The sequence below is a fragment of the Pseudomonas sp. HT11 genome, assembly GCF_044875395.1.
Lineage (GTDB): Bacteria > Pseudomonadota > Gammaproteobacteria > Pseudomonadales > Pseudomonadaceae > Aquipseudomonas.
Map to the genome: position 1 here is coordinate 3,447,038 of NZ_CP173217.1, position 14,637 is coordinate 3,461,674.

General features: G+C 61.6%; 13 protein-coding genes. 9 read left to right on the forward strand and 4 right to left on the reverse strand.

From position 1 onward, the window contains the following. Positions 1-125: 125 nt before the first annotated feature. Together ABWL43_RS15950 and ABWL43_RS15955 are read right to left on the reverse strand one after the other, a co-directional pair. Complete coding sequence (locus ABWL43_RS15950) at positions 126-1,763, reverse strand: SulP family inorganic anion transporter (protein ID WP_404483075.1); 1,638 nt, start codon at positions 1,761-1,763, stop codon at positions 126-128. A 140-nt stretch (positions 1,764-1,903) separates the two neighbouring features. Beyond that, positions 1,904-3,181 (reverse strand): serine/threonine transporter, encoded by a 1,278-nt coding sequence (locus ABWL43_RS15955; protein ID WP_404483076.1) that lies wholly within the window; start codon positions 3,179-3,181, stop codon positions 1,904-1,906. 283 nt (positions 3,182-3,464) lie between these two features. Between ABWL43_RS15955 and ABWL43_RS15960 the strand changes: the two genes are divergently transcribed. From ABWL43_RS15960 to ABWL43_RS15985, 6 genes are all read left to right on the forward strand, one after another. After that, positions 3,465-4,079, forward strand: a complete 615-nt coding sequence (locus tag ABWL43_RS15960; RefSeq protein WP_404483077.1) for a TetR/AcrR family transcriptional regulator — start codon at positions 3,465-3,467, stop codon at positions 4,077-4,079. 183 nt (positions 4,080-4,262) lie between these two features. Then, positions 4,263-4,787, forward strand: a complete 525-nt coding sequence (locus tag ABWL43_RS15965) for a cysteine hydrolase family protein (RefSeq protein WP_404483078.1) — start codon at positions 4,263-4,265, stop codon at positions 4,785-4,787. Positions 4,788-4,881: 94 nt separating this feature from the next. Beyond that, positions 4,882-5,832 (forward strand): 2-hydroxyacid dehydrogenase, encoded by a 951-nt coding sequence (locus ABWL43_RS15970; protein ID WP_242198283.1) that lies wholly within the window; start codon positions 4,882-4,884, stop codon positions 5,830-5,832. Between the two features lie 91 nt (positions 5,833-5,923). Beyond that, complete coding sequence (locus ABWL43_RS15975) at positions 5,924-7,816, forward strand: pilus assembly protein TadG-related protein (RefSeq protein ID WP_404483079.1); 1,893 nt, start codon at positions 5,924-5,926, stop codon at positions 7,814-7,816. A 130-nt stretch (positions 7,817-7,946) separates the two neighbouring features. Then, complete coding sequence (locus tag ABWL43_RS15980; protein WP_242198287.1) at positions 7,947-9,014, forward strand: phosphotransferase family protein; 1,068 nt, start codon at positions 7,947-7,949, stop codon at positions 9,012-9,014. Positions 9,015-9,036: 22 nt separating this feature from the next. Beyond that, complete coding sequence (locus ABWL43_RS15985) at positions 9,037-9,804, forward strand: SDR family oxidoreductase (RefSeq protein WP_094952746.1); 768 nt, start codon at positions 9,037-9,039, stop codon at positions 9,802-9,804. Here the strand turns inward: ABWL43_RS15985 and ABWL43_RS15990 are convergent, their stop codons facing one another. Beyond that, positions 9,805-10,248, reverse strand: coding sequence for a carboxymuconolactone decarboxylase family protein (locus ABWL43_RS15990; protein WP_404483080.1), 444 nt, complete (start codon positions 10,246-10,248; stop codon positions 9,805-9,807). It abuts the gene before it with no gap. Positions 10,249-10,401: 153 nt separating this feature from the next. Here ABWL43_RS15990 and ABWL43_RS15995 point away from each other — a divergent pair, with 153 nt between their 5' ends. After that, positions 10,402-11,835, forward strand: a complete 1,434-nt coding sequence (locus ABWL43_RS15995) for a PLP-dependent aminotransferase family protein (protein WP_404483081.1) — start codon at positions 10,402-10,404, stop codon at positions 11,833-11,835. Between the two features lie 84 nt (positions 11,836-11,919). Further along, a complete protein-coding gene (locus ABWL43_RS16000; RefSeq protein ID WP_404483082.1) occupies positions 11,920-12,321 on the forward strand; it encodes a cupin domain-containing protein in 402 nt (133 codons plus the stop codon). Positions 12,322-12,459: 138 nt separating this feature from the next. On the opposite strand, the gene ABWL43_RS16005 is transcribed toward ABWL43_RS16000, so the two are convergent. Beyond that, positions 12,460-13,089 (reverse strand): DNA-3-methyladenine glycosylase I, encoded by a 630-nt coding sequence (locus tag ABWL43_RS16005; RefSeq protein ID WP_145166037.1) that lies wholly within the window; start codon positions 13,087-13,089, stop codon positions 12,460-12,462. A 217-nt stretch (positions 13,090-13,306) separates the two neighbouring features. Between ABWL43_RS16005 and ABWL43_RS16010 the strand changes: the two genes are divergently transcribed. Then, complete coding sequence (locus ABWL43_RS16010) at positions 13,307-14,632, forward strand: C4-dicarboxylate transporter DctA (RefSeq protein WP_242198634.1); 1,326 nt, start codon at positions 13,307-13,309, stop codon at positions 14,630-14,632. The last annotated feature ends 5 nt before the right edge of the window (positions 14,633-14,637 follow it).

A 14,637-nucleotide genomic window follows, 5' to 3' on the forward strand; every position in this document is an offset into this window, starting at 1 on the left:
GACACCACCACAAAATACCTGTGGGAGCTGGCTTGCCTGCGATAGCTGTCCGTCAGTTGATGAATCTTTGGCTGACCTACCGCTATCGCAGGCAAGCCAACTCCCACAGTTGACGTGTTGCACACTCAGGACTGGTGCCGCAGCGCCAACTGCACCGCACCGTCAACGCTCAAGCCACTGAGCAAGACCTGTGGCGCAAGCGCCTCCGGCAAGGCTTGCAGCACGTCCAACGCCTCATGCCGCACGCGCGCCAGCACCAAGCGCTTGCCCTCCCCGCGCACCTGCGCGAAAAACGCCGCCAGCGCCTCGATACTGGTGCCATCCAGATCCGGAGATTCTTCCAGGCTCAGCACCACCGCCTCAACCGGCGATTGGCGCATCAGGCGCAACGCCGCACCCAGAATGCGTTCGGCATTGGCAAAAAACAGCGCCTCGCTGGGCCGCACGATCAACAGGCCCGGCACTTCCACCGCATCGTCGTGGTGTTGACGATCGACAAAATCATGGCTGTCACCCAAGCGCCCCAGCACCTGGATATCAGCCGATGACATCTGGCGCAGCATCAGCACCACGCTGATCGCTACCGACACCAGCAAGCCATCCAGCACGCCTAGCACCAGCACCGCCGCGACCGCACAGATCACCAACAACCGATCGCGCCGCCAGAGAAAGTAACGCCCCAGCGGCTGCAGGCTCAAACCACGGCCCAGTGCGTAGATGACGATGGCGGCAAGCACCGGTTCCGGGGTCAGCGCGACATAGGGCAGCACGGTCAGCACGATCAACAGCACCACCAGCGCGGCAACGATTCCGGCCAGGCGTGAACCGGCACCGGCGGCCTCATTGGCCGAGGTTGCGGAATAGCCGGCACCGGCCGGCATGCCGTGAAACAGCCCGGAGATCAGGTTGGCCGCACCCAGCGCAAGCAAGTCGCGGTTGGATGTCACGCGGTCGCCGTGTTTAAGCGCGAACGAGCTGATAGAGCCATAGGACTCCGCATACAGGATCATGACCAAGGCAAACGCCAGCTCACCCAGGCGCAGCCAATCGGCGAATGGCAGCACCGGCAAATGCCCGAACTCCAAGCGCAAGTCGATCAGACCGATCAACGCCACACCATGGGCCTGTAAATCCAGGTACTGCCCGGCAACAATGCCCAGGATCACCACCAGCAGCCCGCCCGGCAGGCGCGGAATCCGCGCGCACAACCAAAGCACTCCCAACGCAATCGCCGCGACCAGCGCAGCCGGCCAGTTCCACCGGGGCAGCTGCTCCATCAGTTGCGGCAGGAAGCGGATCAAGTTGTTGTCGGTCAAGTGCACACCGACCACGTTGGCCAGCTGCTTGAGAATGATGGTCAGCGCCAGGCCGAAGGCAAACCCGCGCAACACCGGTTTAGCGATAAACGAAGTAACACCGCCAAGCTTGAACAGCCCGGCCAGCAAGAACAACACCCCGGTGATCAACACCAACCCGAACGCCAGCGCCAGCCTCAGCGCCGAGTCACCGCCCGCCAGGCTGACGGTGGCGGCGGCCAGTACTGCTGCCGAAGACGAGGTGGCCGAGACGATCGCAAAGCGGCTGGTGCCGAATAGGCCGTAACACACCAGCCCGGCAAACAGCGCAATCACCCCGGCCTGGGGCGGCAGCGCGGCGATGCTGGCATAAGCCACAGCCTCCGGCAGCAGCAATCCGGCAATGGATAACCCGGCGAGTAGGTCCTGGGTACGACTGGACGACGTCACATCAATTGCAGTTTTCAATCAGCCCACCCTGGCAAATAAAACCTGCGTCAGCTTAGCCTCCATTGCCCGTCAGCGGTTGAGCCAGGACAGGGTTTCCAGGCACAAAAAAAGCCGATTCACGCAATGCGCGAATCGGCCTTGGGGTGTACAGCTCGGAGTCAGGACAGCAGCGAGTAAACCAACGCGGTAATCGCGACCAGGCCTACAGCAGTGACAAACATATTGGACGCCTGCCCGCGGTACTTGGCCATGGCCGGCACCTTGCGGATCGCATACATCGGCATCAGGAACAGGATCGACGCAATGATCGGCCCGCCCAGCGTCTCGATCATGCCGAGGATGCTCGGGTTCAGCGTGGCGACGAGCCAGCACACCACCAGCATGAAGGCGGCGGTCATGCGGTCCAGGGACTTGGCCGCCGGGCGGCGACCGGTCTTGAGCACCAGGCCCTTGAGGCCTTCACTGGCGCCGATGTAGTGGCCCAGGAACGACTTGGCAATCGCCACGAACGCAATCAACGGCGCGGCGAAGGCGATGGTCGGGTTGTCGAAGTGGTTGGCCAGGTACGACAGGATCGACAGGTTCTGTGCTTTCGCTTCGGCCAACTGCGCCGGCGTCAGGGTCAGTACACAGCTGAACACGAAGAACAGCACCATCACCACCATCAACAGGTGCGCGCGGCACAGGATCTGCGAGCTGCGCTCATCCGCGTTGGCGCCGTACTGGCGCTTCTGATCCACCGCAAAGGCCGAGATGATCGGCGAATGGTTGAACGAGAACACCATCACCGGAATCGCCAGCCACAGCGTGTTGAGCAACGCCGACGGTGCCGGGACTTCACGGGCGGTGCTGAGAATGCCGCCGGTCCAGTGCGGGATCAGGTACACGGCCAGAAACAGCAACGCGACGATAAACGGATACACCATCAGGCTCATGGCCTTGACGATCACCTGCTCGCCGCAGCGCACCACGGCCAACAGGCCGAGGATCAGCACAAATGCCAGGATCGCGCGCGGCGGCGGCATGATGTGCAGTTGGTGTTCCATGAAGCTGCTGACCGTGTTGGTCAGGGCCACGCTGTAGATCAGCAGGATCGGGAAGATGGCGAAGAAGTACAGCAAAGTGATCAGTGCGCCGGCCTTGAGACCGAAATGCTCTTCGACCACGTCGGTAATGTCGGAACCTTCACGGCCGGACAGGACGAAACGGGTCAGGCCACGGTGGGCAAAGAACGTCATCGGGAATGCCAGCAGTGCCAGGATCACCAGCGGCCAGAAGCCCCCAAGACCCGCGTTGATGGGCAAAAACAAAGTACCGGCGCCGATGGCGGTGCCGAACAGCCCGAGCATCCAGGTGGTGTCCTGGCGGCTCCAGCCTGTGAGGGTTGCAGGTGTCGTTGCATAGCGTTCGTCGACGCTATTGGCCTGATCATTCATCCGGTCGGATCTCCGCATTTCCACAGCCGGGACGAGTCAGAAAAACCTGACAGGCAGCGCCCCGACCATAACAAGCGCGCGATTGTCCGGGATTCTCCTGAATAAGCAAAGACTTAGCTGAGGAACGGTGCCCCGGTGCAGATCAGTCGGGGTCGCTGCAGGCAGCGGTTCCAGAGGGCTGCAGCAGCGTCGAAGTAATACATGCCCAAACAAATCTATTTTGGAATCGCGGGCTTTGCTGTACTTTTCAGGCAATGCCCGCCTTTATTCTGAGAGCCCCGCCATGCCTCGCGTGTCCCGCAAACAAGCCGAACTCAACCGTGAAATCATCGTCGAGGCTGCCACGCACCTGTTTCGTGAGCGCGGGCTGCACGGCATCAGCCTGGCGGACGTGATGGCCGCCGCCGGCCTGACCCACGGCGGTTTCTACGGGCACTTTGCTTCCAAGGAAGCCCTGGCCACCGAGGCTTGCCAGCAGGCCTTTGAGCATTCGAACCAGGGCTGGCAGGAAAAAATCGAGCGCAGTGAAGACCCGCAATCGGCATGCGAGACCATCTTGCGCCACTACTTTTCGGCCACCCACCGCGACAATCCCGGCGACGGCTGCCCGATATCGGCCTTTACTCCGGACATGTGCCATGAGCCCGCCAACACGGAATTACAGCGCACCTTCGTCGCCGGTGTTGAACGGTCGCTGGAAATCTTTGCGCAGTTGCAGGCTCAAGACCGTCAGGCCATGCTGGCCAACTACGCGATGATGATCGGCGCCGTCACCCTCGCTCGTGCGACACGCGGCAGTAGCCTGTCAGACGAATTCCTGGAGGCTGCACGAAATACGCTGCTACCCGAGGCGAAATCGGACGCGCCCGTTGACAGCCCTGCGCCCGTCCCAGCATGATCGGGCCCATGAAGCCTATTGCGCTGCACCTCACCCGCACCACCACCACGACCGCTAATGGCGGGTCGTGCGGTGGCTGTGGGTGCTTGAACTAAAACACCCCGGATTCAACCCAAGGCCCCGCCAGCAATGGACGGGGCCTTTTTATTGCCCCGCCATCTGGCCACTGCAAGGAGCAAGACCATGGCAAACGCCCTGCTGATCATCGATATGCAAAACGGCTTGTACGACGGGCCCGACAAGCCCTTCGAGCGCGAACGGGTGCTGGGCACCATCAACCAACTCATTCAACGCGCGCGCAGCGCCCACGCGCCGATCTTCGTGGCCCAACACATCGGTCCCTCAGGCTCCCCGATAGAAGCCGGCAGCCCGTTGTGGCAGTTGTGGCCGGGCCTGCAGGTCGACGCCGCTCGCGACCATGTCTTCAACAAGACCCGCCCCAGCTGTTTTCTGGGAACTGATCTGGCGCAGCAACTGGCGGCGGCGCAAGTCGATGAACTGGTGATTGTGGGGATGAAAACCCAGTTCTGCATCGACACTACCTGCCGAGTCGCAGTCGAGCTTGGGTTCTCGGTGACTTTGCCCGAGGACGGCCATACCTGCATGAACACCAACGCGTTGCCTGCCGAGGCGATCATCGAGCATCACAACGAAACCCTGGCCGGGGCGTTTGTGAAGCGGGTGAAAGCGCACAGCATCGCGTTCTAACGGCGTCTAAGCGGGATTTTTCTGGCGGAACAAAACGTTCTGTCTTACAAATCCCGCATACTCACTCTTCAAACCCTTCAGGAAGCGCCTTCCGATGTCCACCACTGTTCTGGTCCTGGTTGAAACCATCAACGAATACCTGCAAATCATCGAGAGCAACGACTTTCACGTGATTCTGGCGCCGACGCCGGCCGAACGCGCCCAGGCAATCAAGGCACATGGCGGGCAGATCAAGGCCGTGCTGACCCGTGGCCCGCTGGGGCTGTATGCGGAGGAAATCGCCGCATTGCCCTTGCTCGAGATCATCTGCGTGATCGGTGCCGGTTACGAGCATGTGGACCTGCAGGCGGCGAGCAATCGCGGGATCGTCGTCACCAACGGCGCCGGGGTGAATGCGCCGTCGGTGGCCGACCACGCCATGGCGTTGCTGTTGTCGCTGGTGCGCGGCGTCCCCCAGACCGACGCGGCCGTGCGGCGCGGCGAATGGCCGAAGGTGATGCGCCCGTCCCTGGGCGGCAAGCAGCTGGGGATTCTCGGGCTCGGCGCGGTTGGCATGGAGATCGCCAGGCGCGCGGCGCTCGGGTTCGGCATGGAGGTGAGTTATCACAACCGCCAGCCCCGCGATGACGTGGACTACACCTATTGCGCCACCGCCGTTGAGCTGGCGCGCACCTCGGATTTCCTGATTCTGGCCACGCCCGGCGGTGCAAGCACCCGTCACCTGATTGATCGCCACGCCCTGGATGCGCTGGGACCGAACGGCTACCTGGTGAACATCGGACGCGGCAGCGTGGTAGTCACGGCAGACCTGGTGGCTGCTCTTGAGCAACGGCGTATCGGCGGCGCGGCGCTGGATGTGTTCGACGACGAGCCCAAAGTGCCGGACGCCCTCAAGCGCCTGAGCAATACCGTACTCACCTCCCACGTGGCCGGCCTGTCTCCCGAAGCCGCCCACGATACGGTGCAGCGTGTGGCCGATAACCTGGTGGAATACTTTGCCGGCCGCCCAGTGCTTACACCGGTGACGCTGCCGCCACGCAACTAGTAGCGAATAGCCAGTGCCGACGTAAAACCTGACTACACTGCTTTGCGGGGATGCTCAGGACGTCGGTGCATGACCGGCGAAGGAACGCAGAATGTTTGGCCATGGACTCGGCCCGGCCCGCCAGCGCGGCGCCATCGGTTTGATCGGCGCGGTGACCCTTGGGATTGCGCTGTTGTTTCTATTGCTGGTGGTCGACAGCGGCCGTTTGTACCTGGAGAAGCGCAAGTTACAGCGGGTGGTCGACACAGCGGCGCTCGAAGCGGTCAGCCGCAGCGGCACGTGCGCGGCGCCCACTAACAATGCGGCCCAGTTTGCGACTCAAAGCGCAGCGCGCAACCACTTCACTGTCGACGACAATCGCACCCTGGCCGTTGCCTGCGGCACCCTGACCACCGGTGCCGACTTCATGCGCACCTTCAGCGCCGACCCAGCCAAAACCGAGGCCATCCGGGTCATCGCCACCCACCGTGTGCACACCAGCCTCGCCCATGGCTTACTCACGCTGTTCTCGGCTCAACCCCTCAACATGATGACGCTCTTGAGCGCCACCGCGGTCGCCGCCGCGCCAACCCCAACGGTGGCGTCACTCACCGTGCGCAGCACCTTGTTGACCGTCGACAGCACCAAATCCTTGGCCCTCAACGCCTTGATCGGCGGCTTGCTGGGCGGCAAGTTGCAGCTCGACGCGGTGGGCTGGAACGGTTTGATCAACACCGATATCAGTTTGCTCAAGTACCTGGATGCCCTGGCGATCCGCTTGAACGTCAGCGCCGGCAATTACGATCAGCTGCTCAAGACCGACGCCACCGTCGGCCAACTGGTCCAGGCCGCCATCGACGTGCTCAAGCTCGGTGGCGATGCGGTCACGCTCGTCATCAACAACCTCGAAGCCATCAAGCTGATTGCGCCAGGCACGCAAATCCTGCACTTGGGCGACCTGATCAACATCCAGAACGGCACGGACAAAAGTGCACTGGATGTGAAACTGCAGCTGTTCAACCTGATCCAGGGCCTTGTGCAGTTGTCGAACAAGGCCAGCGCCGTTGCCGTTGAGCTGCCGGTGGATGTGCTGGGGCTGCTCGGCGTCACCGTCTCGACCAAAGTGATCGAGCCTGGGCAACTCTCAAGCATCGGCGACCCGAAGCACATCGCCACGCAGCCCATTTATGTGCGAACCGCGCAAGTGCGCACCTTGATTTCGGTCAAGCTGCCGATCGTCACACTGGTCAATAACGCGCTGGGAGGCCTGGTGCAGGCGCTCAATGAAGTACTAAGCGGCTTGTTGGGGCTGCTTGACCCCAATTGTTGCCTGGTCACCAGCCTTGAGATCGGCGACACACTCGACATTGCCCTGGAGGCCGCCGGTGGCAGCGCCAAGGTGACGGAGTACAGTTGCGACAGTGGCAAAAAATCATTGTCGGTGCTTGGCGAAACCTCGGCCCTGCGCGCGATGATCGGCCAGGTTGACCCCAAAAACCTGTTTTCATCCACCCAAACGCTGCACGTCGACGAGTACCCGGTGGTGGATATCGGTACCAAGACCTGCAAGCGCGGCACCGGCGTCTGTAGCGACCGGCAAGCCTTCGCGGCAGGCGGGCTGGGCGTGCGCGTCGACAGCGATGTGGCCCGGACCGAACGCGCGCACACCTACACCAACCCGCCGGCGGTCAATCTGCCCCCCGCGTATTATCAATTCGCCGCCTCGAACGTCGTCAGCAGCCTCAAGGAAACACTCACCGGCATCCAACTGATCAACCACCCGCCAAAAATCGCCAGCCTGTTGGGCGCTGTGCTGAGCCTGGTCACGGGCCTGCTCAATGGCTTGCTTTCAATGCTTGGGGGCGTGATTGGCGGGGTACTCGGCCCGCTTCTCGATCCCATCGTCAATAACCTGCTCGCCGGCCTTGGCATTGACCTGGCAAAAGTCGAAATCGGTGCCAACCTGTCCTGCAACCCCGGTGGCCGGGCGATGCTGGTGATTTGAGCGCATCAGGCCCGCTGATCATCGTCCAACACGCTAACCTATTAAGCCGCCCCGACCTTGTCGCTGGACGACGGTGCGCATTAGATTAGCCAATAGTCCAAGGCCTTTAGAATAAGCAGAAGGGATAAGCATGGCGCTTAACGACCAATCGACCCAGATTCGCCCAGGCGAAGAACTTGATGCCAGCCTCATCGATCCCTACCTCAAGGCGCATATTGCGGGCCTGCACGGCGCGGTCAAGATCAGCCAGTTCCCCGGTGGCGCGTCCAACCTGACTTACTTGCTCGAATACCCGGACCGGGAATTCGTGCTGCGCCGCCCACCCTTTGGCCACAAGGCCAAGTCCGCCCACGACATGGGCCGCGAATACCGCATTCTCAACCAGTTGAAAGATGGCTTCCCGTACTGCCCCAAGGCCTATGTGCATTGCACCGATGAGTCAGTGATCGGCGCCGAGTTCTATGTGATGGAGCGCGTCAACGGCATCATCCTGCGCTCCGACCTGCCGGCCGAACTGGGCCTGGACGCCACCAAGACCGAGGCGCTGTGCAAAAGCTTTATCGACAAGTTCGTCGAACTGCACCAAGTGGATTACGCCGCCTGCGGCCTGGCCGACCTGGGCAAGCCTGAAGGGTATGTAGAGCGTCAGATTCGCGGCTGGAGTGATCGCTACGAGAAAGCCCTGACCCCAGATGCCCCGAGCTGGGAGAAAGTGCGCGCCTGGCTCAACGACAAGATGCCGGCCGACCACCCGACCTCCAGCATCGTGCACAACGACTACCGCTTCGACAACGTGATCCTCGACCCGCAAAACCCGATGCAGATCATCGGCGTGCTGGACTGGGAACTCACCACCCTGGGCGACCCGCTGATGGACTTGGGCAACACCCTCGCCTACTGGATCGAAGCCGCCGACCCGGCACCGGTGCAACTCATGCGTCGCCAGCCAAGCAACGCCCCCGGCATGCTGACCCGCCGCCAGTTCGTCGATTATTACGCCGAGCGCTCGGGCCTCCAGATCGACAATTTCGACTTCTACTACACCTATGGCCTGTTCCGCCTGGCCGGCATCGTGCAACAGATCTACTACCGCTTCTTCCACGGCCAGACCCAGGACAAACGCTTTGCGCAGTTCATCCACATGAACACGCTGCTGGAGCAAATGAGCCTGAACGTCATCGCCAAATCAGCCCTCTGACTGCAAGAACAAGGAACCCTTCATGTCCAAGACCCACCTGTTCGACCTCGACGGCAAGATTGCTTTTGTGTCCGGCGCCAGCCGCGGTATCGGTGAAGCCATCGCCAAGTTGCTGGCCCAGCAAGGCGCCCACGTGATCGTCTCCAGCCGCAAACTGGAAGGCTGCCAGCACGTGGCAGACGCAATCATCGCCGACGGCGGCAAAGCCACGGCCGTGGCCTGCCACATTGGTGAAATGGAGCAGATCACCCAGGTGTTTGCCGGTATCCGTGAACAGTTCGGCCGCCTGGATATCCTGGTCAACAACGCCGCCACCAACCCTCAGTTCTGCAACGTGCTGGACACCGACCTCGGCGCCTTCCAGAAGACCGTGGACGTAAACATTCGCGGCTACTTCTTCATGTCGGTGGAAGCCGGCAAGCTGATGCGCGAGAACGGTGGCGGCAGCATCATCAACGTGGCGTCGATCAACGGCATTTCCCCTGGCGTGTTCCAGGGCATCTACTCGGTGACCAAGGCCGCCGTGATCAACATGACCAAAGTGTTCGCCAAGGAATGCGCAGCGTTCGGCATTCGTTGCAACGCCCTGCTGCCAGGCCTGACCGACACCAAGTTCGCCTCGGCGCTGGTGAAGAACGATTCGATCCTGAAAATGGCGCTGGCGCAGATCCCGCTCAAACGCGTGGCCGACCCGAGCGAAATGGCCGGCGCGGTGCTGTTTCTGGCCAGCGACGCCTCCAGCTACACCACCGGCGTGTCACTGAACGTGGACGGCGGTTTCCTGTCCTGATCAAGGGTTCGGCGGTTGCTGGCGAAAGCTCACCGCCAGGCGGTTCCAGCCACTGATGCTGGACACCGCCATGGTCAGGTCCACCAATTCCTGCTCGCTGAACTCCACGCGCACTGCCGTGTAGAGTTCATCCGAGACACTTGATGTCGGCAGCGTCGCCACCGACTCGCTCCAGGCCAACGCGGCCTTTTCCCGCGCGCTGAAAAACGGCGAATCACGCCATACGCACAGTGCAAACAGGCGTCGCTCACTCTCACCCCGCTGGCGCGCTGCCATCGAATGCATATCGGTGCAAAACCCGCAGTGGTTGAGCTGCGAGACGCGGATCTTGATCAACTCCAGCAGCGGTTTTTCGATGGACAGTTCAAAGGTCGCCGCCTCCAGCATCAACATGCCTTTAAGCGCTTGCGGTGAGGCGGTGTAGTAATCCAGACGGCGTTCCATGGGCGGTTCTCGGGCGGGCAAGTCAGTGTGCGCTAGCCTAGAGCCCCCGTTCCATAAGCCCTATAGCCAATCGGGCGGTTTATGCGCAGACCATTTTGAGCGCGCTGCGCGAGCGAGTAGTCTTGGCCCTGAGTGAATGCCTTGGGATGAAACATGGAACTGCACGTGGTGATCAACGGCCGCAAAGACCTGGCCGAACAGCTGTACCGGCAGTTGCGTGAAGCCATTGCGTCCGGACGCCTCGCGGTCGGCGCGCAACTGCCGCCCAGCCGCTTGTTGGCCGAGCAAATCGGCGTGTCGCGCAAAACCGTGTCGGACACCTACGCCACCCTGACATACGAAGGCCTGCTGGTGGGCAAGACCGGCCGCGGCACTTTCGTCAACGCCCATACGGTGCAAACCGAGCGCGTGCAAACCGCCGCCGACCTGGCTTGTGCCGCCAACCTGGGCAAATGGGCGGCGCTGCCCTCGCCCATGCGCCATCCCACGCGCGACAGCACCCTGCGCTATGAATTTATCGGCGGCGCCACCACCCGCAATCAATTCCCCCAGGATGAATGGCGGCGCTGTACCCAGGATGCGCTGCGGCGTATCGCCCGAGACAGCGGCTTTTACAGTCAACCGGAAGGTTTGCCCGCGCTGCGCGAGGCCATCGCCGGGCACGTCGCGTTTTCACGCGGGGTGAAATGCCGCGCCGACGACATCGTGGTCACCAATGGCGCGCAGCAGGCGCTGGACCTGATCGCCCGCGTGGTGCTCGAACCGGGCACCACAGTCGCCATGGAAGACCCCGGCTACAGCCCCGCGCGCCAGTTGTTCATGGCCATGGGCGCGCACGTTGCCGGCGTGCCGGTCGACGCGCAAGGCATTCAGGTCGACCTGATCCCGGACGGCACACGGCTGATCTACGTGACCCCGTCCCACCAATTCCCTTTGGGCATGCCCATGAGCCTGGCGCGCCGCGAAGCCTTGCTGGCGCGCGCGTTCGAGCTGGGCGCGATCATCATTGAAGACGACTACGACAGCGAATTTCGCTACGAAGGCCGCCCCACCGATTCCCTGCAAAGCATGGACAGCCGTGGCGTGGTCACGTACGTCGGGACCTTCTCGAAAACCCTGCTGCCGGAGTTGCGCCTGGGCTATGCGGTGCTGCCGCCGGCCATTTACGGCGCGGTGCTCAAGGCCAAGCAACTGACCGACCAGCACAGCTCCACGCTGCCGCAATGGGCACTGGCCAAGTTCATCAGCGAAGGCTACTTGCTCAAGCACATTCGCCGCTGCCACACGGTGTACGCCGGGCGCCGCGAACGCATCCTGCAGCGCCTGGCAGGCGACTTGGCGCCCTGGTTTGAAGCGGTGCCCAGCGTGGCGGGGTTTCACATGGCGGCGCTGTGCAAGGTGCCGGTGGATATCCCGTTGCTGATGGAACTGGCGCGGCGCTTGGAAGTGGGCGTGTACCCGGTGGATGTGTTCTTCCATGACGCCCCTGTGCGCCAAGGGTTGATCATCGGCTTCGGCGCCATCGAGTTGCTCGACATCGACCCGGCGCTGGACCGGCTGCGCGATATTCTTCAGCAGATTGGCTAGCGGGTTTTCCCGCGCATTGGTCATTGGTCAGGTGCACTCGGCGGCGTAGGGTGAAGAGGTCTCGAACTTCTCGGAAACCTCATCATGAAACGACTGCTCGCTGCCACCCTGATGCTCACCTCGCTCAGCGCCCTCGCCCACGAGCCGGTTTACAACCATGAATCCATCAAGGTGCTGCAGGAACATGCCTTGACCAACGTGCCCGGCAAGAAAACCATCATGCTCACCGTCGATTACGCCCCTGGCCAGGCCACCGTGCCGCACAGCCACACCGGCACTGCCGTGGCGTATGTGCTGGAGGGTGAGATCACCTCGCGGGTCAACGATGAAAAGGCGATTACCTACAAGGTCGGTGAGTCGTTCTATGAAGCGGCCGGCTCGCGACACTTTGAATCAAGCAACGCCAGCCAGACCCAGCCGGCCAAGCTGCTGGTGGTGATGGTGCTGGATGACAAGGCTGAGGTGTTGACGCCGCTGCCGCAGTAACCAGCCACACCACAAAACTGAATTGTGGGAGCTGGCTTGCCTGCGATAGCGGTACATCAGAAACAGATGTGTTGGCTGACTCACCGCCATCGCAGGCAAGCCAGCTCCCACAGTTTGAAAGGTGTTTAATCCGAGGAGTCAGGGGCGTTTGAACTGGCGGCGCAGGTCCTCGATCTGCGCTCGGCAAGCGCAGCCTTCCAAGTGATCATTGACCATGCCCATCGCCTGCATCAACGCATACATGGTGGTGGGGCCGACAAAGGTCCAGCCGCGTTTTTTCAAGGCTTTGGATAAGCGCACCGACGCCGGCGACGTTGGGTTGCCGGTCCAGTAAGCCATGTCCACCACGGCCGGGCGCTCCTCCTCGGCTGGCTCGAACGCCCATATCCAATGGGCCAACGAGCCGGTTTCATCCACCAGTTCGCACGCCCTGCGCGCGTTGTTGAGGGTGGAGACGATCTTGGCCCGATTGCGCACAATGCCGGGATCATTCATCAGGCGGTCTATATCCGCCTCGCCGTACTGCGCCACGCGGCGAAAATCAAAGCCCTCGAAAGCTGCCCGAAACTGCTCGCGCTTGCGCAGGATGGTGATCCACGCCATGCCGGCCTGAAAGCCTTCCAGGCAAATCTTCTCGTACAGTTGAATATCATCCGCCACCGGCACGCCCCACTCGTGGTCGTGATAGCGCGGGTATTCCGGCGCCGCCGTGCGCCAGGTGCAGTGGGTCTGCCCTGTGGCGTCCGTGGTCAGTCCTGGTGCGTCCATCAATCACCTCGCGAATCAAGTCGCGGATGATAAGCGAATTTTTTTCCAGCCCGCCAACCGCTCAAGCATCACGCTTGTCGACCAACTGGTCAGACCGGGAACTGTCAACCGCCGATTATTTACTTGTGATTTCAAAAAAACCCGGCGTAGACTGGCCGCGCACTGGACTTACCGGTAAGACCACAAAAATTAAGCCCTGGAACCACCAGGGCACCGAATAGAGATCCCTCCCATGCTCAGATGGTGCTCGCGTTCGATTTTCCTGCAAGTCGTGATTGGCCTGATGCTGGGCATTATCTGCGGCCTGGCCCTTCCCGAATTCTCCTCGCAACTCAAACCCCTGGGTGACGGCTTTATCAAGCTGATCAAAATGCTGATTGGCCTGATCGTATTCTGCGTGGTGGTCAGCGGTATTTCCGGTGCCGGCGACTTGAAGAAGGTCGGACGCATCGGCCTCAAGTCAGTGATCTATTTTGAAGTGCTGACCACCGTCGCACTGGTGATCGGCCTGATCATGGCGTTCAGCACCGGCATCGGCACCGGCGCCAATATCCACCTTGAGCAGCTGTCCTCCGCCGGTCTGAATGAACTGGCCGACAAAGGCCAGCACATCCGCGGCACCAGCCAGTTCCTGATGGACCTGATCCCCAACTCGGTGATCGGCGCCTTCGCCGACAACAACGTGCTGCAAGTGCTGCTGTTCTCGGTGCTGTTCGGCAGTGCGCTGAACCTGGTGGGGGAAGCCGCCTCGGGCATTTCGCGGTTGATCAACGAGCTGAGCCACGTGATCTTCCGCATCATGGGCATGATCGTGCGCCTGGCGCCGATCGGCGTGTTCGGCGCCATTGCGTTCACCACCAGCACCTATGGCCTGGATTCGCTGCAACACCTGGGCAGCCTGGTAGGGTTGTTCTACCTGACCTGCTTTGTCTTTGTCGCGGTGGTGCTTGGCCTGGTGATGCGTGTGTCCGGCCTGCGTATGTTGCCGCTGCTCAAGTACCTGCGCGAAGAACTGCTGATCGTGATGGGCACCGCCTCCTCCGATGCGGTACTGCCGCAGATCATGCGCAAACTTGAGCACCTGGGTATTGGCAGCTCGACCGTAGGCCTGGTGATTCCGACGGGCTATTCGTTCAACCTCGACGGCTTCTCGATCTACCTCACCCTGGCCATCGTGTTCATCGCCAACGCCACCGGCACGCCGCTGTCGATGACCGACTTGCTGACCATCCTGCTGGTGTCGCTGATTACCTCCAAGGGCGCCCATGGGATTCCGGGCTCGGCACTGGTGATTCTGGCGGCGACCCTCACCGCTATCCCGGCGATCCCGGTGGTCGGGCTGGTGCTGGTGTTGGCGGTCGACTGGTTCATGGGTATTGGCCGTGCATTGACCAACCTGATCGGCAACTGCGTCGCCACGGTAGCCATTGCCCGCTGGGAAAAAGACATCGATATCCAACGCGCCAACAAGGTGCTCGACGGTCAGCAAGGCTATGCCTTCCAGGCCAAGAAGCCGGTGCTGCCGGCGCATCAGGAGTTCTAGCAACG